The organism is Candidatus Limnocylindrales bacterium (assembly GCA_035559535.1).
Lineage (GTDB): Bacteria > Moduliflexota > Moduliflexia > Moduliflexales > JAUQPW01 > JAUQPW01.
Window position 1 is genome coordinate 1 of record DATMBG010000025.1, and the last position, 23,627, is coordinate 23,627.

The window sequence follows — 23,627 nt, forward strand, 5'->3', positions numbered from 1 at the left end:
AAATCGTAAAAAAATCTGACATTTAAGAGGTAGAATTTATCCCTTAGGAGGGGAGGAATAGGGATTAAAATCCAGAGAAAATAACCGGTTAAGAGAAAATTGCTTAAAATAACAGATTGTAAAATTTTCCGTCACTTTGTACGGAAGAAGGTTTACAGGTTCTTCCAGACCTCCCTTCTCTAAGGTTAGAAACTTACCTTCCCATTTAAGTTTTTAAGGGGGAGCGGACCCGGCGGGGAAAGGGCTTTTATCGCTTTCCCTTGGCAAGAGAGGTGGTTTGTGTTATATTGATATATAACACAATAAAACTAATGTTTAAGACAGAGGTTCTAAGTTTGACGTTCTAACGGCTTCACGTTTTAACGAGGACTTAGAGCTTTGAGTTATGGACTCCTACGCGTATCTTTTTACTTCGGGTAACGGGGAATATTCCCAAGGCAGTGTGGGGACTAAAGAGGAAGCCGAATTCGATGAGGATCTGTTGGATGCCTATTCCCATGCTGTGATCAAGGTAGCCGAGAAACTAAGCCCGGTGGTTGTGAATATCGATGTGACAGTGGAGCGAAAAGGGCGAACCCAGCAAGGTTATCTGGTACCTTTTCAGGCCAGGGGAAGCGGATCCGGGATCATCCTGACTCCAGATGGCTTTATTTTAACCAACAGCCATGTGATTCATGAGGCGAAGAAAATTGAAGTAACGTTGAATGATGGCCGCAAGTATGTGGCCCGGGTCATTGGAGAAGATCCTCAAACGGATCTGGCCGTTATACGCATCGATGATGCTTTCGGTCTTCCCATGGCCGAGTTAGGAGATTCTAAAAAGCTGAAGGTAGGGCAGTTGGTCATTGCTATCGGAAACCCCTATGGTTTTCAGTGTACCGTTACGGCAGGGGTGATTAGTGCTTTAGGACGCTCTTTAAGAACCCAAAGTGGGCGACTTATTGAAGATATCATCCAGACCGATGCCGCCCTCAATCCTGGGAGTTCTGGGGGGGCATTGGTAGATTCCAGGGGTCGGGTCATCGGGGTTAATACCGCCGTTATCATGCCTGCTCAGGGAATTTGCTTTGCCATTCCCATCAATACGGCTAAACATGTGGCGGCCTTACTTATTACCTCAGGAAAGGTGACCCGAGGTTATCTGGGTATTGCAGGGCAATTACGACCTTTACATCGGAGCTGGATACGGACTTTTCATTTGCCCAACGAAACGGGGGTTCTGGTCCTGTCTGTAAATCCAGGAAGCCCCGCCGAACAGGCCGGACTCCGAGAGGGGGATATTATTATCGCTTTAGGAGATATGCCTGTGAGTGGAGTAGATGATATTCACCGTTTCCTGACCGAACATCCAGTCCGGGTGGCCTATCCGATTACTGTTCTCCGGAATCTGGAAAAATTAACCCTTCAGGTTATTCCCATCGAATATGACGGGAAGTAGAAGAAGTTCTTAAATCGGGGCGGATCAGATCTTGAGGGAAGGCTAACTCGGCAGGATTTGCCGATAGAGGAATGCGCGGGCCCAGGCAATCTCTTTGGCACTGAATTCACCCAGTGCTAAAAAAGCCAGGGGAATAAGGAATCCAATAATGGGTAATTTTATTAAAAGCAACAGATTGGGAACAGGCCAGAGAACAGCCAGCAGGTAAGCAAGTCCGCAAACCAGGATGCTTCGCCACAGGGTTCCTGCCGGGGGGAGGATCTGCCAGATATAATAGACGGTTAATACGGCCATCCCCGCGCCCAGGCTGGCCACCAGGGCTGTAACCAGGGAGGCCCCCAGAGCCCCTAACCTGGGAATTAACACCAGATGACCCACGATGGCTAAAAGCGGCAGAGGTCCGGTCAGTGCAAAGGCCCAGGTAGATCTATTAACAGAAATCAGAATGGAGGTGGCCACCGATACCAGGACTAAAATCATGGAACCGAAGTTTAACAGCGCCAAGAGAGGTGCCGCAGGCAAAAAGGTAGGCCCAAAAACCAACTGGACAATATCCGGAGCGGCCCCGGCAACCATGGCCGTAAAGGGTAATAGCCCAATAACCAAACGCATGGCATCACGACCCAACTCCTTAGCCTGATAACTGTTTCCGGTACGTAGCAGACGGCTTAAGGTGGAGAGGAGAAGGGGAGAAAAGGATAGGGCAAAAGTACCTGGAATTACAGCTAAATTTTGTGCTACATTGTAGATCCCTGTTTGTTCTGTAGTAGCTCCCAATCCTTTCAAAATAAAGAGATCTAGCCGGTTATAGAGACTTACACTCAGGGCCGATAGGAACAACGGAATGGCATTTTCCCAAAATTTCCAGGTGGGAAGGTTAGAACGGCCAAACAGGGAAGGTCGAAGATAGAAGTAGCCGATAAGGAATTCCACCAGGGAGGCTCCCATACTGCCTAGAATGGCACCGGGTATGGAAAAGCCTAACTCGACCAGGAGAACGATCAACAAGAGTCTCGCGATATAACGACCTGCACTGATGAGGGCCCGTTGCCTGAAGCTACCCAGACCGATCAGGATATTTCGGTAGGCGTAGGTAATACTGAAGAGCGGAATATCTAAGGCAAACAACCGGATATAAGCAGCAAGTATGGGTTCATGAAGGAGTCGGGCAATGAAAGTACTTAGAAGCCATAACAGGGCAACTATTCCTGTACTTACCAAAAGGTGAAGCCGAATCAGGCTGGCTCCAACAGGTCGCCAATCCTCGGCTTCACTGATATACTTAATGGTGGGACGTGAAAAAAGCGAGGCAATGCCCCATTCAATCCAGGCAATTAAGGTTGCAACCAGGGCATACAAACCATACCCCGAGGACCCCAGCCGATGCGTGAGGAAAACGGTGGTTATCAGGCCCGTTGGTAAAAATAGAGCTTCTGCCAGGAAAACCCGTAGGGTTCCATCAAATATATGACGACGGCTTACTTGGGAAGACGAGGAATCCATTTAATGGCGAACAACCGATAGTAAGGAATAAGATACCCTGGATAATTAATTAGCTTATAGACGGTGGATTGTCAACAACCAACTTGTATCTTCCTATTTTATTGGAGCTTAGCCGCAAAGTAGCGGGAGGCTAATCCCTTTACCCAAAATCCGGGTATGAGGCCCCGCCGGTATAGGACCAGACCTCTTTGGAAGAGTCCTCCCAGGAAGCCGGATTGTTCAGTTTGTCGTTTGATTTTTAAGAATCGTTGCATAGCCTCTTGTTGGGCGATGAGGCTGATCAACGCCCCTCGTTTCTCGGCACTCTGGATCAACGCAGCGATCCGGGGGGCCAGTTTTTCTTCAATTAACTGCTGTATGGTCTTCGAATCCAATCCCGCAAAGGTCATCGTTCCTCCTAATACCCCCCCGGAGTTAGTGACAAAATCAGGCAGGCAAAGAATTCCTCGATTTTGCAAGATTTGTTCGGCTTCCAATGTAACCGGATAATTGGCCCCTGGACTGATGATACCAGCCTGGACCTGTTTGGCATTTCCTGTATGGATACTTTCACTGGTGGCACAAGGGCAGAGAAGATCTACCGGGAGGGTCAGCAAGTCCTCCTTGGGTATAAGTTCGGCTTCTTTATAGACATGTACCAGTTCACTTCCGACCTGTTGGGACAACCTCAAGAGTTCTTTAACGGGTAGACCTTGAGGATGGTAAAGGGCTCCTTGTGAGGTGGAGATGGCCACCATACGGGCCTCTCGTTCTACCAGACCCTGGGCAACGGCTGCCCCGACCTTTCCAAAACCCTGAAGGGCAACCCGAAGTCCGGCCAATTTAAGTTTCCTATGTTGGACGGCAACCTGAGCTCCTGTAATGACTGTCAGCCCGGTGTAAAATCCGGCCAGAAGACGAGAGGGTTCTCTCCGACTTCGCTGGACTCCTACAAAGGTCAACATATCCTCGATTTCAGAATTACCGGTGCCGAGATCATGGGCCGGTTGATAACATCCACTTTGTAAGAGGGGGGCCAGGGTAACTGCAAATCGTCGTAGCAGAGCCTGCCGTTGTTGGGGAGGAGCCTCCGGATCCCCAATAATCCCTGCTTTTGCCCCTCCTCCCGGAAGACCTAAGAACCCAAACTTGAGGGTCATTCGACGGGCTAATATCCTGAGTTCAGCGAGGGAAACATCGGGAGCTATTCGGATTCCCCCATGGGAACGCCCATTGATCATAGTATCAACCACAAGCCAACCCAGGGACATCCCTGTCTCGTCAGTTGCTTCACAACTAAAGGAATCGTATCCTAAAGATGGAACCCCTGATAAAGCCAGATCCTCATAGGAGGATCCGGTGAAGCTCCGGGTTGTATTGCTTCCTGGGGTAGTCTGCCAGGACTCGTCGAGTTTATTTTCTGTTTGATAAGTCATGTTTGCACTCCTTCCTCGGCATAAGATCTCGAGGTACTTTGCATTGCCTCGTCCAATAGAAAAGTTCGTTTCTCAGCAAGACGTGCTTGTTTCTCGGCACGAAGAGCGAGATAGTAACCGGTTTGATACCGGATCGACCAACGTTCCAAACTCTCAAAGCTATCCAATATACGCTCCATGGGGGCTTCTAAAACTTTCCAGCCCAGGCGCTCCAGGAGGGTCAGTAACCAAATGGCCGGGGCCCGGGGGACATGGGAAACTGCCGTGACATGGGTTACAATTAATCCTAAGGCTTCGAGTTGGTGACGGGCTTCTATGAGGTTGTACGTCGCACCTACATAGTAGGGTACAAGGTGCAAACGATTCAACCAGGTAAAAGGCAGGTGATTACGCAACCAGACAATGGGATTGTGGGGATTGTCCAGGGTGATTATTAAAATTCCTCCGGGAGCCAGTATACGGACTAACTCGGCCAGGCTTTTAGCTATATCTGCCTTATCCGGAAAGTGGTCCAGTGAGGATCCGGCCAGGATGTACTTTACGGTTTCTGATTTTAAAGGAATCTGACGTAAATCTCCCACCACGAAAAGGGATCCGCCATCTTTTCCTAAAAGTCGATGCCGGGCAGCCTGAACGATCGCCGAAGAGTGATCGAGACCAACGCTACCCGGTCCCAAATCGGGCAAGAGGTGATGATCACTCACCGCCTCTTCAAACAGATCTGTTTTCAGACCACGCCCCGGGTTACCAATCGGTAACCAATCTTGAAGGAGGCGTTTATAAACCCGCCGCATATAAGCCCGCCATATTTCTATGGGGGAACTACAACGGATTTCTTCCAGGACTTCGTCCCAGTAAATTTGTGTGGTATAATGGTTTTGTTGAATCATTTTTTCACCTTCGCCCCTTCCGGATACGCCATCACCCTCAAAAATTTACCCTGGGGGGTTAGAGGAATATGTTCGACAAACTCAACCGTCACCTGGGTATCCGTACCCAAGACAGAGCGAGCCCGTTCCAACAACTGATTTTGTAATGCCTTTCGATCTGTGCTGGAGAAAGGTACGATCTGCCATTGGATTTGACCGGGTGCAGGTTGAATAACTCGAGATTGTAGGGTGGATTTTAATTCATGTTTGAATAAAGCTTCTAGCATCAGAAAGGAGAGCTCTCGACCATTGGGAAGACGGATGACGTCGGTACAACGCCCGCTCAACTGTTCCAATAGAGGTAAGGATCTACCACATGGACAGGGTTTCTGTGCCAGGATACCTTGATCGCCCTGGCGGTAATTAAGCAGGACCATTCCGAGATTGCGTAGATTGGAAATAACCACCTCACCTGGCTCACCTGGGGGGACGGTCCTTCCCTTTTCATCAACCAATCGTACCGCACAGAGATCTATATTTAGATGAAAACCCTGGCGATATTCGCACTGGAATCCAATTCGTCCGGCTTCTGCAGATAGGTAAGCCGAATAGACCAGACAACCAAACGTTTTTTCAATCAGATCCCGTCCGCCGGGAGAAAGGAGATCCCCCCCATACATCCAAACCCGAGGTAGAGCAATACGCCATTGGCGGTCGGATAGAAATCGAAAAAACTGATCCGCATAAGACCCATAGGAGAATACTACCTGGGGCCGAAAGGTGTTAATCTTCTCAACCACAGCTTCAAAGGGTTCCTCTATGGAAATAAATTGACGATGAGCCAGGCCTCGGGGTGCTAGAGTTTGTGAGCTCCAGAAAGCGCGGATCTTTAAGGTCAATGAGGTAGGGGGAAAGATATAAAGTTGACGTTGTCCATAACTCTGTCCTATCAGATGGTTTAATATACCACGATCTCTTTCGGCATAGGCAAGCTCACGTAAAATAGAAGCGTTATCCCAATAAATGGTACGCTGAGCCCGGGACTGGGATCCACTGCTATACCAAACCTGTCGAGATCCTTCGTCATAGCACGTCGAAGTAAACCGGTCCAGATTGTTTCGTAGGATGAAACTATCGATCAGAGGAAGTTGGGTCAGGTCATCGACGGTTTGGAAATCCTCTGGGCGTAGCCCTCGTTCGTCCATAGCCCTACGATAAAACGGCACCGTACGATAGGCATGTCGGATTATCGAGTGTATACGATGACACTGAAGCCGTTCAATCCATTCCACAGGCCAGAAAGGCAACCTGCGCTCGATACAAGAAAGGGTACCTACATATCCGCTATTAAGAAATCGCTTCATCCAACTCATAGGGTTGGTAACTCCTTATTCCATCAAAAATTGTTTCTCCTTGAGGTTTCTGGCGTAACGAAAGGACAGTACGAACTTTACCTCCAGGTGTTCGTGGAATTTGATCGGTAAAGGTCAGGTTGATGGTGATATCTTCCCCGAGGATACGGTTTAGGTTATGGGTAATGCGTTGAGCCATGGCCTGTCTATTACAGGTTCCAGAAGCTACCAGTGCAATGCGGAAATGGGTACCGCTCTCTTGAACGATCTGGTATTGCCAGAGTTCCTCTTCAACCAGGAAAACGTCCTTTACCCGCATGGGATGTATAAGTCGACCGGAAGTTAATTGAATCCAATCGTCGGAGCGAGCCTGGGGGAGTGAGAGCCTGGGTAATGAACGCCCACAAGGACATGGGCCGGGTAATATACAGGCGATATCACCCAGTCGGTAATTCAGGAGTACCGTCGCCCGATTGACCAGGTTTGAGAGGATCACATCCCCGCTTTCACCATCCGGTAGGGTTTCACCCTTCTCGTTGACAATACGAACCGGATATAGATCGATATTGAGATGCAAACCCATATTGTAGAAGCACTCAAAGCCAATCTTGAATGCTTCGGTAGCCTGATAGGTGCTGAGTAAAGGAAGACCAAAGGTTTCGGTAATCAAACGCCGAACAGGGTTAGAGAGACCATCTGAGCTGTAGGTGACGATTTTAGGACGATGAAAAGGGACTCCTGTGGTATAAAGATACGGGAAGAGAACTTCAAGATAAGATCCGTAGCTGTGAAGTACGTCTGGTTTAAATTCGTTGATTAAGGGAACATTTTTTTCCGGTGGATCTAGCGGCAGATACTGTCGTTGAATGCGGATGCCTTTAGGGAGAAAACCGTGTTTTTGACAAAATTTATGTACCTCTTTGGCTACCCCGGAGGACGTGGCAATGCTGGTCTCGCGGTATCCCAGCGAACGCCCCACCAGTTTCACAATCATCGATCGCTCACGTTCACCGTGTGCAGCGTTCTGAAAAAGTGAAGTCGCATCATGGTAAACGGTCCCATGGGTATGGGTACTCCTTCCGGTTCGCAACTTCAGGTAATAATCCCGGGGTTGGGCAGTAGAGACCAGATCCTCGGGGTTCTGTTGTAAATGCTTACGTTCCAGTATCGGCAGTCGTGAGAGATCCTCAGCGGTTCGAAAATCGCCTGGGCTTAAGCCCAGGTTATCCATCACCCTTCGATAATAGGGTACCCTGTGATAAGCATAGGCTATCATGCTTTGTACGCGCCGTGCCTGGGCACGTTGGATAACCTCCAAGGGTTCAAAGGGGAACCGGGTCTGGCCTCGCAGATGATAAGCCAGATAAATACTCCATTTTAAACGACTCCACCACATGGGATTTCCTCCTGGATCCTGTCTCCTCTTCCAGAAGATTTTCTACGGCATATCCCAAAAACTGATTCCATAAGTATTTTGTTTACTTAGTCTTGCTTAACTTTTAAACGGCCCCTCACCCCCGGCCCCTCTCCTATAGCGTGGGAGAGGGGCGTTGGGAAGTGAAAGCCGTACTATGAGACTGAAATTAAGTAAACAGTGTAGTAAGTCGGTTTTGATGTTTTTGAATAATCCTTCGTCTTCTCCGAAGAGGAGCCGGTACACTTTGCCCGGCCTTGGACCCTAAATAAGATAGAAGTGTTTTTTTACTATCTAAAAGTACTAATAGATAATTTTTAAGCAATATATATACCTAAATAAGTATATCTATACGTTTATAGGTATAATTTAACTATAAATTGAATTAAAATTATTTCAATAGGTAATATGAGGAAAATAAAAAAATTTAAAGGAGAGGACTTTGTTTACTTAGTTTTGCTTAACCTTTAAATGGTCCTCACCCTCTGGCCCCTCTCCCACGCCACAGGAGAGGAGAGTTGGGGCATGGAGTCAAAAGTAAGTAAACAGGGTAGAAGTACCTCATCGAACCATGTCGGCAGGAGGAAGGGAAAGGGATTTTTAGATCTGATCTCTGTTTTTTACCTGGACAAAGAGTAAAAACATATAAATTAAATATATCTCTTACTGGGATTCTTTAATCTGGGCCGGTTCCGGATCGAAGGGGATCGGGGATAAAAAGGGTAAATATTTACGGGCCGTGAACTTATTTAGATTGAATAGAGAAGAACCGACGAGAGTGAAGAAGGAAGCCGGTTCAAGGGATCCTGTTGGGGAAGAGCTTTTATTTTGAGGGAGGTCCTCTACGCATCACGTTAAGGATTAGATGTGGAGTCCAGACACCCCCCTGGTCCCTATAGGCACCAGGTTAAGGCGCCTCCATCCGGTCCCTCCTCCGTTTCACAGAGGAGGGGACTTCACTTCAAAGTTCCTTCCCCTGCAAAGCGGGGGAAGGTTAGGAAGCGGGTGCCCCCATGGATCTTACTCTTATCCTGGTGCCTAGAGAGATGATCTCAGTTTTTGGATGCGTAGGTTGGCAGGGTTAGTTCTTACCTCTCCGATTCCATTTCAAGGGAAGGAGGTATAGATGAACAGATTGGAAAAAGAAAATACAACTCCGGATATTTCCATTTGTATTGCCACCTTTCGTCGACCGCAGGGTCTGACCCGACTACTCGATAGTTTACAGCGACTCTCGGGTACAAAGGATTTCACCTTGGAAATCATCGTGATCGATAACGATGCTGCAGAGACGGCCCGGCCTGTTGTGGAGGAACTGAAGAGTAGGTATACCTGCCTGAGATACGGGGTTGAGCCAAGACAGAATATCTCCCACGCCCGGAACCGGGCTGTAGAGCAGGCCCGAGGGACCTGGATTGCTTTTATTGATGATGATGAAGTAGCCGGAGAAAACTGGCTTGCGGAATATTGGCAGATGATCCGTAAAATCCCCGGAGACGGTTATTTCGGTCCTGTACTACCCCGGCTGGAGAAAGCTGGTCCTTCCTGGCTAGACCCGGAGGTTTTTTTTAGCAGACCCCGCTATCCCAGCGGTACCAGGTTAAAGTTTTATCAAACCCGTACGGGTAATGCTTTCATCCGCCGTTCCCTTTTTAATCGACATAAGTTTGATCCCTTTTACGGTCTTACGGGGGGTGGAGACACCGAACTTTTCTCACGGATGATGGAGAGTGGGGCAAAATTTTTTTGGTGTGATACAGCCCAGGTGTTTGAATATATTCCTTCACATCGTTTAACCTTCAAATGGCTCCTGCAGCGTGCCTTTCGCAAGGGTGTGGCTTATACTTACCTGCAGAGACGACGATCCCCACGCTACTCCCGACAGATGATTGAGCTCCTGAAGGCCCTGGCAGGTATTTTTGTTTTTGCCTCTATTCTGCCGCTGGAAGTATTTCGCGGCCGTACTGCTATCCTCAAGGGGCTCTTACGCCTTTGTGTTCAAGTCGGGCATCTATGGGCCTTCTTGAACCTGACCTACGAAGAATACAAAGTCGAAGGGATGATACCCGGAAATTAAAAAAATTCCCACCCTCTCCCGAATTGGCCGTCCGAAAAATCTACTCAACCTGGGGAGATATCCGGGCTGGGAACCTTTACCAGAGACGACCTGGGCCTCTAAGTGGATCATCCCGGAGATCTTCTATTTTTTAGCCTACCCTCCTTCCGTTGTCATCTTCCGTTTCTTATGCCAATTCCTTCTTAATTTTCTAAGTCGTAAAATCATCCCCCTTTGCTTAAAATTCTGGATAAGGTTTCTACTGCCCAAGACCCAGTATCCAAAACCAACAACCAGGAGACCGAGAAGGACCATGGCTTTCAACCACGAATAGTCTCGATTTCGTACGGTTCTCCAAAAGACTAGAAACCTCTCCCTCTGGGTCAAGGGTCTGGCAGCTACAATCTTACGGTATTTTTGACTGCTCTTTCCGTAAATAAAAACTTTCTGGAAATGTTTACCGACCCCATCGATTTCCAGGTGCCGTACCCGAATTTGGGGAGAATAATGAACCACTTCGCAAGAATACTTGGCCATACATTGGTGAATGAAAATGGTATCAGATCCTCGGATCCTTTCGACAAATGGCCCTATTTCGGCAAATAGTTCCTTTCGAATGGCCATATTTCCTGCATAGCCGTAATAGAGTTCTTTTATTTTACTGGTGAAGACATAGTGGTCTTTTTCATTCTCATAGTCGGCCAGCAGGGAGAGTAAAAAAGAGTCTCTGGCAAATCGGAGACTTCCTATGACGATGCCAACCTCGGGATGGGCCATGGCCTCCTTTATTCCCTGTAACCAGTCCTTGAAGGGGACACAATCGGAGTCGGTAAAGGCAATAATCTTACCCTTTGCCTCCCGGACCCCTCGGTTACGGGCTGCGTAAGCCCCTCGCCTTCCTTCCGAGATCAGCCTGACCCGGGGATATCGTTTCACAATCCTGACTGAGGCGTCGGTGGAATTATTATCAACCATGACAATCTCATACCGTTCCCGGGGATAGTCCTGGGAAAGTAATCCTTCAATACACTCCATAAGATATCGCTCCGAATTGTGGAAGGGTACAACAATGGAAACGTCTATCATAACTATCCTCTTGTGGATATCGGAGAAAAAATTCTCAAACCCTGGCCTTTACACCCACCCGGTAAATGGATTTCAGAATTTTCTACTCCTCAAGTTTTTCCCGGATGCCCTCCTCCAGCTTTTACCTGGTATTGGCTTTAACCAGAATCACAGGGTTTTATTTTTGACCCAAAACCTATAAGAATAGTTTTTATAGATCTAAATTAACTTTATCTAACTAATAAAAATCTAAACTAGTCCAAGAATATTAGTTACCTTTACAAGGTATAAACTTACATAATTTAATTAAAGATATTTACAATTCTTTTTTATTAAGAAGTAGGTTTTCTTACAGATTCAGGTTTTATAATCCTATTTTTTCTCGTCTTCTCCTCCCAACAGATCGGAGGCTCTTCCCCGTCGGACTAAAGCAGGCCCTAAGGGGGATGGAATAAATCATCAAACTGAATTTTAATGGAGTCCCCCATAAGGGGAATATTCATCGTGAGGATTCTTCCCCTGACCGGAGGAACATAGTCTTTGTACTCATAAATGGCCAGCGTAACCCCCTGGAGCGTAGAACGGTTAGAAGAGATGGGGATTCTTTTACGTAACACAAATTTATCCGTTTTAACTTCTTCCCTTAGCCATTCTAAGGGGGAGGATTTAAACGGTTTATCCTCCATGACCACATACCCTACGCCAAAATTCCGAAGGATCTCATAGATCTGATCTCGACGGGTAATCCGTTCTTCAACAATGTAATCCATCCGGGAAGTGACCAGCATCTTATCGGCCCGAAGCACAATCAAATCTCGATAGGGGTCGTGTTTTCTGGTGAAAAATACAAAGTAGCCGGAATCTATATCGGCGCTGAATAAAATGCTTTCTCCCTTTCTATTCTCGGTTACATACTGGGCTGCTGATTCGTACCCTTCGGCATATTCAGGTTGGGATAGAAAAGCAAGGTATGTTTGATAGGCCACAGTGAAAATAAGAAGGGAGGAAAGAAGAATTTTCCAGGAACGATAGGGAAAAAGATGAACGGAGGTGGCCGCAAAAAGACAAAAAGCCGGAATCCAATAAATGCTATAGCGAGCCTCCCTGGCCCCGGTACAGGTAATTTCTACGTAAAAGATCCCGATCCACAGTAAAAATAAGATGGCCCGTTTATCCCTTCGGTATAAGGATCCGCCCAGAGAAACCAGACTAAGGATCAAAACCGGTAAAGTCAGTTGCTCTTGCCAGAGAGCCCGGGGATAATACAGGATAGGGGATAATCCGACTCTGGAAGATAGAGACTTCTGGGCTACCCAGGAGATATTGGTCTGGGAAAATTTAAGGGTTAAGGGAATAAGGGGAAGAAGAAGCAAAAAAGTAAGAATGACGGCCAGAATGACTTCTTTTGCCAGGAGCTTCCGAACCCCCCGGGTCAAAAGGAGATAAAGCAAGAAGATGGGAAGCATGAAGATGGCCAGATGTTTGGCGTAGACGCTTAATGAGAAGCTTATCGCAAAGGCATAGGCATATTTGCTTTTATCTGTTTGAACAAATCTATAAAAGAAATACGCGGTGACCAGGATAAGAGCTAGAGTGGGAATCTCAGATAGAACAACTCTAGAGAAGCCGACGATAAAAGGAGTGGTTGCAAATAAGGCAGACGAAAACAAAGCAATCTTTTCATCGTAGAGGGTTTTTATTAAGAAAAACCAGGCGATAACCGCCCCCAACATAAAGAAGACAATGGCCCACCTTGCGGAAAAGACGGAAACTCCTAAAACTGTATAAAAAGGAACTTCGGCCACACTTAAGAGGAGGGGATGATGTCCCAGGGAAAGGGCCGGGTACCTTGCATAGTATTGGTAGGTATACGCCATGGCATGGGTAAGGGGGAGATCCTTTAGGAGATCATAAAAGTAAACCCCGTTCATGAGATACCGGGGCATATCTCCTTGGAGAGAGACAATCTCCTCGTGGGTTATCCCTTTTGTTGCCAGCAGAAGCACCAGACTACCCAGGAGAAGGAGATATAGAATTGATTGAACCGAACGGTGATAAGAATTCCCTAATTCCATAGAAAAGTCCTACCCAACTTCCTTATATTATTTATAAAATATTACCCCGGTAATTGTAAAGGTAGCCCCATGTAGGGTCCCTCCTTGCTGGGCAACCTCACCGCTATGGGGGACAGTCCTGAGCCCCTACCAGACTGCATCCGGGCCAGGACCTCCGCAGAGGAATCTTGACGATATCCTTGTACGGGCGCAAGGCTTTGCGCCCTTACGGTCTCTTCTCATAGGGACTTTCAGGGATAGATTTTTTCTAACCTGACCCCCTTCCCTCGCAGGGAAGGGGAGTCGGAGGGGTCAGATTCCAAAAATCTACCCCCAAAGGTTACCCGGGGTTCCAAGGTTTGGTTTGATCTTCTTCTTGAACCTGCCGTCGTATCAGAGAAGCATAGGCCCCCATCATCCAGTTTCTGAGCCAGGCACCTCCATATCCCAGTCCGAACCCCACCAATCCCATCTCCACAAGACCCGTGAAGGCACCCTCCCAGGTTACCTTAAATCCCGGTAGATATTGACCCAGCAAGGATAAATTTGGCCTAATCAGAGGACCTCCCTTCAGAAGAAGTATCCCCACGGCCAGAAAGGTTCCTATTCCTCCAACCGAGCCTAAGGCAATTCCCATGGCGAGAGGATCTAGCTTTGCGAAGGCAGCCTCGATGATTTTGTCCGGGGATAGAGGCTGATCAGTTTCCCTTGGGCCTACACAGGTCGGAATCAGACGGTCTCCACCTCCTTTCAAAAAATCTATCTTCTCTGAAAGGATCGACTTCCGGGTCTTGGCTTCCTCTCGGATCTCTTCATGGTACTCCATCTCCGTGTTTACCGACCAGACATCGTGTTTTTCACCCACAATGTTTTGTGCAGCGTAAATTCCCGTTAGCATAGAGTGATCCTGATTATTATAGCGATGAAGTCCATTTCGACCGATGGTTTGAAGATTTGAGAAAGTTTCCAGATAGGTTCTCAGGGTTCTCAAATTTTCGTGATAGTTCTGATCATAGACCGGATAGGCTTTTTTCATACGAACCACGGTTCCATCTTCTACCTCTCCGGGATCCACCAACCCGATCTGTGTGCACTCTTTAATTCCCAATTCTATGAGCTGATCTTGGGACCAATGCCACGGGTCATCCTTATCCCATAGAAAATATTCAAGTCCCAGGGAGGTTCGTGAGGGATCCGGAACCATATCGGGACTCCAGTTCTTGTAATTTTGGATTCGCCCCATCCTGACCTCCGGGGAATGAATATAAATCCAATTATCTGGAAAAACGGATTCCCGTCGAACGATAAGTACGACGGTCAGATAATCCCGGTAACGAAGGTAATTGGCAGCCCTTAAGACTTCCTCCGGTGGCCTGGGATCCAGGGCCTGGATAAGCTCCCGAAGGGGCATGGTAGAGATAAAATGCTCACCGTCAAACTCAACCAACTCACCAGAGTCGGTACGACCATACACGCACTCCACCCGTCCCTGGCGGTGTCGTATTTTCTCAACCTTTACGCCCCGAATCGTCCTGTGACCTTTGGCAGCCAGGAGTTCTTCGCAACGCTCCCACATCATACCGGGTCCGAGCCGGGGATAATTAAAACGCTCGATAAGTGTGGTGATAATTTGTCCGTCCCGGGTTCGCCCGGAACCCAGCAGGGCGTTCCTTATGGCTTCATACAAAGACAGGTTTTTAATGCGTTGTGAAGCCCAATCTGCAGAAATCTCCGTACAGGGGATGCCCCAGACCTTCTCGGTATAAGTTTTAAAGAAGATCTGATATAAGCGATAGCCAAACCGATTGGATACCCACTGCTCAAAGGTGGTCTCTTCTTCACTGGGAAACAGTCTGGCTTTGGTATAGCTTACCCCAACCAGGAAAGCTTCTACGGGCCCTAATCCCGTCAGTGCATTGGCTGCTTTCAAGGGATAATCAAAAAAATGCCCTCTATAGTGGATCCGTGAAAGCCGCGGTCGGACCAGGAAGTCTTCAGAAAGGATTTCCCGCCATATTTCATTGATGAGGGGAATTTTAGAAAAAAATCGATGCCCTCCAATATCAAACCGATAACCTCGATAGTTAACGGTACGCGAGAGGCCCCCCACTTGCTGATCGGCTTCCAGGATCGTAGAAGGTACATTGAGTTTGGATAACTCATAGGCTGCAGTTAATCCGGCAGGTCCTGCTCCAATAATGAGGGTATGTGACATATTTTCTTTTCTCCTAGTTTTTATCAAGTTTTTCATATTCTACAATTTGTATGCCAGTTATATTTTATGCATTAAAATAGAAAAATATAGCTAATATTATCTAATTAAGATATTTTTAGTCTGAAAATTTTAAAATAGGTGAAGGGCTCTGTAGGGAGGAAAAAGCGAAGATGGGAGAAAATCCCGTCATATCCTTATCCCCATGGATTCAGAGTTTCTGACGGTCGGATAGGGAATAATCCAAAATTATTTCGAAAGAAGCAAAAGGAAGGACTTTGAAGGGTTAAACTTCACCCTCTTAGGGGAGGAAGAAAGGAGTTGTTAGGCCACGAAATCCTCTGAATAAATTCCGGTTATCTCTTCGGAATTCCCCCCAGATGACTTGGGGTTTAACTTCACCCTTTTCCCGAGGGGGATAAGGGGTACCCTCCTATCGGCTCAGTCTGGTCAGGTAAATTCCTCCCAAAATGGCGATTCCTCCAAGATCTTGCAAAAGCGTTAAGCGCTCTCCTAAGAAAAGCCAGGCAAAAACTACGGATACGACTGGAGTTAAATTACTATAGACCGCCGTTTTGGCACTCCCTATTTTTTTCAACCCCATATGCCAGATAATATAAGAACCGGCAATGGCTAGACTGAAGGAATACCCAAACCCGAGCCAGCCGTAGAAACTTACCCGGCTCCAGTCCTGATGTGCCAGCTCCTTCACCGAAGCCAGGATCAGGAAAGGAGTTCCACAGGCCATGATACAGGTGGTTACTTTAAGATAGGAATATTTTTGAAGAAGCGGTTTAGAAAAGACGATACGAACAGACCAGAAAAAAGCTGCTGCCAGCGTCAGCAAATCTCCTTGCAAATACTCCTTAGAAAAACTTAAACCTTTTCCCTGGGCTCCACCCAGGATGATAAGAAAAACCCCTAGAAAGGAAAGTAAAATTCCGTACCAATTAAAAAGAGAAACCTTTTCCAATCGAAAAATTACGTTTAATAGGGCCACAAAGACAGGCCCTATGGACAGGATAAGGGCCGAATTACTGGCCGTGGTAAGATAAATTCCCTTGATAAAAAAAATCTGATGCAGGGTATTCCCTATAAAACCCAGGAATAAAAACTTGGGCCAATCCCTTCGATCCACGGTCAGATCTTTCTCCGTCAGCCGAAGAATACTAAACACTAACGTTACAGCCAGTGCAAATCGTAAACTGTTAAAACTCAGGGGGGACATCTCCCGCAGGGTTGTTTTAACAATGGAAAAATTAATTCCCCAAATGAATACAACTCCTAACAACCAGAGATCAACAGAAGAGAAATGCTTTCCCATCAAAGTATAGAGTACAGAGGTACAGGGTTAAACTTTATCTCCCCGTATCGGTACCCATCAGCCACTTTACAATCCCAGATATGCCTTCTGCACATGGATATTCTGGAGCAGTTCTGCCCCGGTTCCCTCGAGGACTATGCGCCCGTTTTGCAGAACATACCCGCGGGTGGAGATTCCCAGGGCATGAAAGATATTCTGTTCTACAAGTAGAATGGTAGTTCCGGATCGATTCACTTCTTTAATCACTTCAAACATATTTTTAACCACCTGAGGAGCGAGACCTAAAGAAGGCTCATCCAGCAGGAGCAATTGGGGTAAAGACATTAATCCTCGTCCGATAGCCAGCATCTGTTGTTCACCTCCACTTAAGGTACCGGCAATCTGATATTTTCGTTCCTCTAAAATAGGAAAGAGCCGAAATATCCGGGCAAGGGTTTCTTTCCTCTTTTGTCGGGCCCTGGGTACATAAGCGCCTAATTCCAGATTTTCTAATACTGTCAGTGTGGTAAAGAGCTTTCGTCCTTCTGGAATATGACTGATACCGGCTTCTACAATTTGAGCCGGTGATTTATTTTCAATGGGTTCACCCCGAAATCTTAGCCTTCCAGATCGGGGATGTAGAAGTCCGGAGATGGTCTTCAAAAGCGTTGTTTTTCCGGCTCCATTCGCGCCAACGATGGATACAATTTCCCCTGAATCGATCTTTAACGAGACATCCCATAGGACTTGTAGATCTCCGTAGTAAACCTGTATACACTCGATCTCCAGCATATTCCTCTTCTTCTCTCAGAGGACCTCTCCCAAATAAGCTTCGACAACCCTTTTATCCCTGGAAACCATCTCCGGGCTCCCATCGGCAATTTTCTCTCCGTGGTGGAGGACTACGATTCGATCGGAGAGGGACATAACCGCCTTCAAGACATGTTCGATGATCAGAATGGTGATGCCCTGCTCTCGGATTTTACGGATAAGCTGGATCATCCGGTCCACTTCCGTAGGATTAAGTCCTGCCAGGACCTCATCCAAAAGGAGCAGGTCTGGCTGCGTAGCCAGGGCCCGGGCCATCTCTAAACGCTTCCGGTCTGAAATCGTCAGGGTTTTCGCAAGAAATCCCCTTTTCTCAAAGAGTCCTAGGGATTTAAGGATCTCTGAGGCCCGAAGACGGGCTTCTGGAACTCCCCGGGTTCGATTGAAAGCCCCTATCAGGACATTTTCAAAGGTAGTCAGGTTGGGAAAGGGTTGTACGATCTGAAAAGTTCGGGCGAGGCCCAGTTGACAAATTTCATGGGGGGTTCGTCCTATAAGGGATAGACCTTTGAAGAAGATTTCTCCTTCATCAGGTTTCAGATACCCCGAAATGAGACTGAACAGCGTGGTCTTTCCGGCCCCATTGGGTCCGATGACCCCGACGATCTCCCCTTTATCTACCTGGAGATCGACCCCGGCCACGGCTTTCAATCCTCCGAAGGATTTGGTTAATCTGTGAACTTCCAACAGGCTCATCGGTTTTTGTATCTGGCCATTTTCTCCCTCATCCAGGTAGCAACCCCTTGAGGCAGAAAAAGGACGATAAAGATGAGCACGGCCCCGTAGATAATCAAGGGGAGCCCCTCCAGTCCCCCCTTTGTAAAGTAGGTTCGGGAAAGCTCCGAGAGAGGGGTTAAAATAAAAGAACCAATAAGCGGTCCAAAGAGAGTTCCGCTTCCACCCACCAGAGCCCGGATCATAATTTCTATGGAAAGGGATACTCCCAGGGTAGTTTCAGGATCAATGTACTTTAAATACTGGGCATAAAAGGTACCCCCCAGGGCAGTCAGAAAAGCACTGAGGGCCAGAGCTAAGAGTTTATAACGGGCTGTAGCCACCCCGCTCCCCTCGGCGGCCAACTCATTTTCTCGGATGGCCTTGAAATAGAAGCCGGATTTGGAAGCTTCCAGTTTATGGGAAATAATCAATATAAAAATCGTTAATCCGAGGATAATGTAATAGTACGGTCCCCGGCTGGAAAACTGAAATTGCCAGGGAGAGATATGCGCCGAAAGGTAAATCCCGGTCGGACCTCCCAGGATGTCTAAACTTAATGTAATCAACCGAAGAAGCTCTGCAAAGGCCCAGGTAATCAGTACGAAATAAAATCCCCTCAAACCAAACCGAAAGCTTAAACTTCCCATAAAAAGCGCAAAAACTGTCGCCAGCAAAGCCCCTATCCACATACCCAGCCAGGGCGTTAGGTGCCATTTCATAAAGAGCAGGGAAGAGGTATAAGCTCCGATTCCAAAAAAAGCGGCATGCCCTAAAGAAAGCTGACCCGCATACCCTCCCAGAATATTCCAACAACTACTCAGGTAAGCATAATAAAAAACCGAAATGAGGATCGTGAGGAAATAAGAATCCACCACTAAAGGGAGAATGAGAAAAATAGCTAATCCGAGTAATGCCGGCAGGTATTTCACAGATTAATTTCCAAACAATCCCCTGGGTTTAAAAAGTAAGACCAACACCAGAAGGGTGGTACTCACCACAGATTTGAGAGAACTGGATAACAGAATCGCTCCCACCGATTCCGCTACACCTACCAGGAGTCCTCCAATCAACGCACCGGACAAACTCCCCATTCCGCCCAAAATGATGATGGTAAAAGCCACCATTGTAAACGGGGGACCAACATGGGGCGTCAGATCATAAAAGGGAATAATTAGCGAGCCGGCGGCTCCTACGCAGGCAGCTCCAATTCCAAAGGAGATAGGATAAATTCTATTAATTTCAATTCCCACCAACAAAGCGGCTTCCGGGTCATCTGCAGAGGCCCGGATAGCTCTACCCAACTCCGTTTTCTTCAAGAGTAAATAGAGGAGGAAAGTAAAGAAAAGCGCAGATAAAAAGGCCACCACCCGGGGAAGGTCCAGAACAATCTCCCCTATCCACAAGGTTTCCAGGGAATAGCCGGTGATGACCGATCGGACATTAGGTCCCCAGAGTAGTAACGCGCTATTTGTCAGGATGAGGGATACCCCCAGAGTAACCAGAATCTGCATATGTTCTGAGGCGTGCAAAATGGGATTGATCAAAAATCGTTGGATGAGAAATCCAAGCAAAAAAAGTAAGAAGACGCTGACCGGGATTGAAAGATAAGGATCTATTCCGGCCAAAGTAAACAGCCAATAGCTGATGGCCATTCCCAGCATCATCATGTCTCCATGGGCCAGGTTAACCACCTTCATCACCCCAAAGATAAGGGTAAGCCCGGTGGCCATCAAGCCATAAACGCCACCCATCAGAAAACCACTCGCGATAGCCTGTAAGAGCAGGGAAGTCATGGAGTTTTATTTGTAAAGAACTGTGAGATCGTAATGACGGAAACCACAGCTAATCCCGAAAAGCCATATCGGAACTTCAGGTTCGGATCAGACTTTTGGAACTTCTACCGTGAGATATCCCTTTACTTTTTTCAACTGTCCTTTTCGGCCATTGATAAAGACCTGTTGCACCTGGGGAGCCAGAAAGGTTACCGACGCGATACTTTTTGTAGTCCAGAGTTCCAGTCTATCTTCCTGAAATACGAAACTTAAGTCCCACACCGGTTGCGGAGCTTGAAAGAGGACCAGGTCGTCTATAGAAATGTGGGATCCATTGTGAACACAAACCTCGACCAGATGATTCTGGGTATCTTTTCGGATAAAGAAGAGCTCTCCCTCAACGGTAAACTCTTTAAAGGATAACTTCTGAGAACCCTGGTGGGAGAAAACAAAGTAATCGGTTCCTGTCGTCATCTGCAACTCCAATCCGATGGCATTATCTACGGAAACTAAAAACTCTCCTTGACGGACTTCACCTTCCCGACCCAGGATGGCCACCTCGGTGGCCGGCGGCTGGGGATAGAGAATGGTGTTAAAACTGGTAGGTAAAGAAGAGCTACGGCTGTACTTAACCAGCGGAGCTTCCACGGTACTTTTATATCCATTTGTGATCCAGCCATCACCCGGGTTTTCTCCCCCTGCCTGGAACGTTACATCCATTTTATCTGCGTGAAGGGGAATAATGGCCAGGGTTGGATCATAGAGTTGACCTAACTGAACTTTCTTTTGGGCGAAATCTACACCCAGTTTTGTAGGTGAAAAATGAAAATACTGTTCAAAAAGGTGGGTTCCTTCACCGGTCAGGAGATCATGAAGAATCCAGTACTCGGGCTTTTTAAAAAAGACCATCCGGTGATGTAAAACAGGAGATGAAAGCTTCTGGTAGCCGGTATGAAACCCTCGAACAAAATCAAATCGGCAGGTAGATACCCAGCGATCCAGCTCAGCCTGGAACCGAACTTTGGAGGATCCTTCAATATCCAGTTCTTTTAAACCCCGGTTGTCGATGAGGATACTGTTATGGGCCATATAATGTCGGAAATAACTATTCCATTTACAAAGGGTTTCTTCTGAATAGGGACCGGCATCTACGACATAGGGGATTCCAAAGCTGGACACTTCAAAACTCAAGGCATCGGCATGGGTAAGTTGCCGAACTTCCGAGATCGATCCAGAATGGGAACCCCGCATCAGGAAAAAATAGTGACCTTCTCGTCCCCACTCATTCCTCATGACGGCGTAGCCTGCTTCCATAAGGCCCTTTGAAGTAAAGCCCGGAGTTTTAGCAGGTAATTCCTTGTAGGCCATAGCCCCTTCCTTTCCCAAAAACCAAAGGGCATCTTCTTGAAAGCCGGCTGCCACAACTTTAAAATCTCCTCGATTTAAAAGAACTGCCCCCACAGCAAGTAGATGGCTAAAGCCGGTTTCCGGCGAAGAGGTGGAGCGAAATAGGCAGGTTAACTGCTCATCCCCAATCCTGGGAAGTGTACCACAGGGTTTAATTAAAGCCATGAGCCGTTCCAAAGCCCGTTCGGTTAAGCCGGTTAGTTGAGGAAGTAAATAGAGTCGGTTAGCTTTTCGTGTAACCAACAGAATCAAATAAAGTTCTATGAAGAGAAGAAGTCCACCTAAAGAACTATCTAAAATCGAGGTTGTAGGAGGAAAATAGGGAGTAAACTCCCCCTGAAGGATTTTGATATTCTCATCCCGCCATTCTTTACTTTTTTTGAATTCGGGAAAAAGGGCCCCGATTAAGTACAGAACGGTCGTGGCAGCAATAAGTTCTTGTAATTTAGAAGGCGGGGCATATTTCAGATGGGCCTCCAGGGCACAGGCATGAAAATAGATATATTGAAGCCAATTCAGATGGAATAAAGGATCCAGATGCTTAAAAGCCACAAAGAAGAAATAACCAAATAACCAGAACAGACAGCGAAGAGAAATTTCGAGAAGGTTGGCCCAATTAATTCCCCTGGGAAAAGGATTTTGATGCATCCAACCGACTAGGTGATAAAGAAAGGTTTGAACGTACTTTTCATTATCGGTCAGCCAATAGGCTCTCCCTAAATCTAGAAAATGGCGATGTCGGTTGAGTTCCCAGATAAAACGGATATCATCTCCCTGGGCTAAAGCCTCAAAGGTGTGTAGATCAGGGCAGGAGCCCACATCCCAGACCCTCTGGGATATGGGACTTTGATTCCATTGAATATCTCCTTCAAATTCAATGGGATAATGTTGAAATAAAATAAATTGATTGTTGCAAAGCTTCTCGGCAGTATCTAGAGTTCTTTCATAGGCTTCTGGATATTTCTCTTTAATTTCTTCGGCTATTTTATTTTTTTCCCACCCCTTAAGGAAGAAACAGGGAGATCGCCGCGCTTGCATGTGGTGGAGAAGACTCTTTAGGGCCTTTTCAAGGTCATTTTTCTCCAGGCCTTTTTGAACCTCTCTAAGTTCAAGTCTGAGGAAATCAAAGCACTTCAGAAAGTTTGGGATGTCCATTTGGGCAAGGCGATTCAATTCGAATTGGAGAAGGTCGGGCTGGGTCCCCCGAAATTTTTTGATAGCACCGGAAAGGAAAGATTGTAATATTTTCTTCATGAAACCTCAGGGAATGCTTTAATTTAAAAAGAATTTTGTTGACTTTTTCCTTTAAGCTCAACTTAATTAAGGTATTAAAAAAAGTCAACCCTTTTCCATTGACCGTTTTTCATTTGTTGGATCAGGCTGTGAAGGGCAAATAGGAAAAGGTTTATCCTCCCATGGTTTATAACAAAGGGTGTATAAGGATAGGGCTAACCTTCTTGATCAGTCTGTGGGGATTCCTGTTTTATTATGGAGAAATTTTAAAGGCTCAAGGGGATGAAGTGGAGCAGAAGATTGCGCAATTGAATTCTCCGGAGAAGACCCTTCGTAAAGATGCGGCCAATCAACTGGGTTTTTTAAAAGATCCGCGGGGGGTAGATCCCCTCATTCAGGTCTTAGAAAAGGATCCAGATAGTGACGTACGTCGCAATGCGGCCAATGCCCTGGGGGCCTTAGGAGATAAAAGGGCTGTGCAACCCTTGATCCAGGCCCTTACGGACAAAAGTAAAGATGTTTGCCGGGAGGCCGCCCTGGCCCTGGGTAAGTTAAATGATCCTCAAGCCGTCGAGCCTTTAATAAAGACTTTAAAAAATTCAGATCATTTTATTCGCCTGGCCGCCGTCACGTCTTTAGGCCGTTTAAAGGATGAGAGGGCTATAGAACCTCTGATTGGTATGCTCAGCGATAAGGATCCTTTTATTCGGGAGAAGGCGGCTCTGGCTTTAGGGGAGTTTGGAGATGAGAGGGCCCTGGATTCACTAGACCGATTGGTTCAAAACGATCCCGAAAAATCTGTCCGGCAGGTGGCCGGTAAAGCACTTGAAAAGATTAAAAAACGGGTTCCATCTCCACAACTCAAAAAGCAACAAACCTCGCCATAAAGATTTATGGCGACCTCTTCCACCAAACTGGGAGCAGATATCGGAAGTGTTCAAAGGAATGGGCTTTTTCCCTCTTTATAAACCTTTGAGGCAGGCCAAGGA

Annotated in this window: 17 protein-coding genes; 3 read left to right on the plus strand and 14 right to left on the minus strand. The window is 46.9% G+C overall.

Going from position 1 to position 23,627, the window contains the following annotated elements; genetic code table 11:
* Positions 1–385: 385 nt before the first annotated feature.
* Positions 386–1,438 carry a trypsin-like peptidase domain-containing protein gene (locus VNM22_08345; GenBank protein ID HWP47154.1) on the plus strand — a complete coding sequence of 351 codons (1,053 nt, stop codon included), beginning with the start codon at positions 386–388 and terminating at the stop codon, positions 1,436–1,438.
* A gap of 42 nt (positions 1,439–1,480) precedes the next feature.
* Here VNM22_08345 and VNM22_08350 read toward each other — a convergent pair whose 3' ends face one another.
* The 5 genes from VNM22_08350 to VNM22_08370 form a co-directional block, all read right to left on the minus strand.
* Entirely contained in the window at positions 1,481–2,941 is a 1,461-nt protein-coding gene (locus VNM22_08350; GenBank protein ID HWP47155.1) for an oligosaccharide flippase family protein, read from the minus strand.
* A gap of 98 nt (positions 2,942–3,039) precedes the next feature.
* A complete protein-coding gene (locus tag VNM22_08355; GenBank protein HWP47156.1) occupies positions 3,040–4,356 on the minus strand; it encodes a Glu/Leu/Phe/Val dehydrogenase dimerization domain-containing protein in 1,317 nt (438 codons plus the stop codon).
* The gene (locus VNM22_08360) at positions 4,353–5,246 is read right to left on the minus strand and encodes a class I SAM-dependent methyltransferase (GenBank protein HWP47157.1); all 894 of its coding nucleotides are present in this window, start codon (positions 5,244–5,246) and stop codon (positions 4,353–4,355) included. Before VNM22_08360 ends, VNM22_08355 begins: the two co-directional genes overlap by 4 nt.
* A complete protein-coding gene (locus VNM22_08365; GenBank protein ID HWP47158.1) occupies positions 5,243–6,598 on the minus strand; it encodes a hypothetical protein in 1,356 nt (451 codons plus the stop codon). Before VNM22_08365 ends, VNM22_08360 begins: the two co-directional genes overlap by 4 nt.
* On the minus strand, positions 6,573–7,973 hold the full coding sequence (locus tag VNM22_08370) for a hypothetical protein (GenBank protein HWP47159.1): 1,401 nt from the start codon (positions 7,971–7,973) through the stop codon (positions 6,573–6,575). Before VNM22_08370 ends, VNM22_08365 begins: the two co-directional genes overlap by 26 nt.
* 1,144 nt (positions 7,974–9,117) lie before the next feature.
* On the opposite strand from VNM22_08370, the gene VNM22_08375 reads away from it, so the two are divergent.
* The gene (locus VNM22_08375) at positions 9,118–10,068 is read left to right on the plus strand and encodes a glycosyltransferase (GenBank protein ID HWP47160.1); all 951 of its coding nucleotides are present in this window, start codon (positions 9,118–9,120) and stop codon (positions 10,066–10,068) included.
* Positions 10,069–10,203: 135 nt separating this feature from the next.
* On the opposite strand, the gene VNM22_08380 is transcribed toward VNM22_08375, so the two are convergent.
* From VNM22_08380 to VNM22_08420, 9 genes are all read right to left on the minus strand, one after another.
* On the minus strand, positions 10,204–11,133 hold the full coding sequence (locus VNM22_08380) for a glycosyltransferase (protein ID HWP47161.1): 930 nt from the start codon (positions 11,131–11,133) through the stop codon (positions 10,204–10,206).
* Between the two features lie 416 nt (positions 11,134–11,549).
* Complete coding sequence (locus VNM22_08385) at positions 11,550–13,187, minus strand: glycosyltransferase family 39 protein (protein HWP47162.1); 1,638 nt, start codon at positions 13,185–13,187, stop codon at positions 11,550–11,552.
* A 319-nt stretch (positions 13,188–13,506) separates the two neighbouring features.
* On the minus strand, positions 13,507–15,381 hold the full coding sequence (locus VNM22_08390) for an NAD(P)/FAD-dependent oxidoreductase (protein HWP47163.1): 1,875 nt from the start codon (positions 15,379–15,381) through the stop codon (positions 13,507–13,509).
* 430 nt (positions 15,382–15,811) lie between these two features.
* Positions 15,812–16,702, minus strand: coding sequence for a DMT family transporter (locus VNM22_08395; protein HWP47164.1), 891 nt, complete (start codon positions 16,700–16,702; stop codon positions 15,812–15,814).
* Positions 16,703–16,768: 66 nt separating this feature from the next.
* Positions 16,769–17,473, minus strand: coding sequence for an ABC transporter ATP-binding protein (locus VNM22_08400; protein HWP47165.1), 705 nt, complete (start codon positions 17,471–17,473; stop codon positions 16,769–16,771).
* Between the two features lie 15 nt (positions 17,474–17,488).
* Positions 17,489–18,205, minus strand: a complete 717-nt coding sequence (locus VNM22_08405; protein ID HWP47166.1) for an ABC transporter ATP-binding protein — start codon at positions 18,203–18,205, stop codon at positions 17,489–17,491.
* Positions 18,202–19,155: a branched-chain amino acid ABC transporter permease gene (locus VNM22_08410; GenBank protein HWP47167.1), complete on the minus strand. Its 954-nt coding sequence runs from the start codon at positions 19,153–19,155 to the stop codon at positions 18,202–18,204. Before VNM22_08410 ends, VNM22_08405 begins: the two co-directional genes overlap by 4 nt.
* 3 nt (positions 19,156–19,158) lie before the next feature.
* Positions 19,159–20,019: a branched-chain amino acid ABC transporter permease gene (locus tag VNM22_08415; protein ID HWP47168.1), complete on the minus strand. Its 861-nt coding sequence runs from the start codon at positions 20,017–20,019 to the stop codon at positions 19,159–19,161.
* A gap of 87 nt (positions 20,020–20,106) precedes the next feature.
* Positions 20,107–22,659, minus strand: a complete 2,553-nt coding sequence (locus tag VNM22_08420) for an alginate lyase family protein (protein ID HWP47169.1) — start codon at positions 22,657–22,659, stop codon at positions 20,107–20,109.
* Between the two features lie 161 nt (positions 22,660–22,820).
* Here VNM22_08420 and VNM22_08425 point away from each other — a divergent pair, with 161 nt between their 5' ends.
* Positions 22,821–23,525 (plus strand): HEAT repeat domain-containing protein, encoded by a 705-nt coding sequence (locus tag VNM22_08425; GenBank protein ID HWP47170.1) that lies wholly within the window; start codon positions 22,821–22,823, stop codon positions 23,523–23,525.
* The last annotated feature ends 102 nt before the right edge of the window (positions 23,526–23,627 follow it).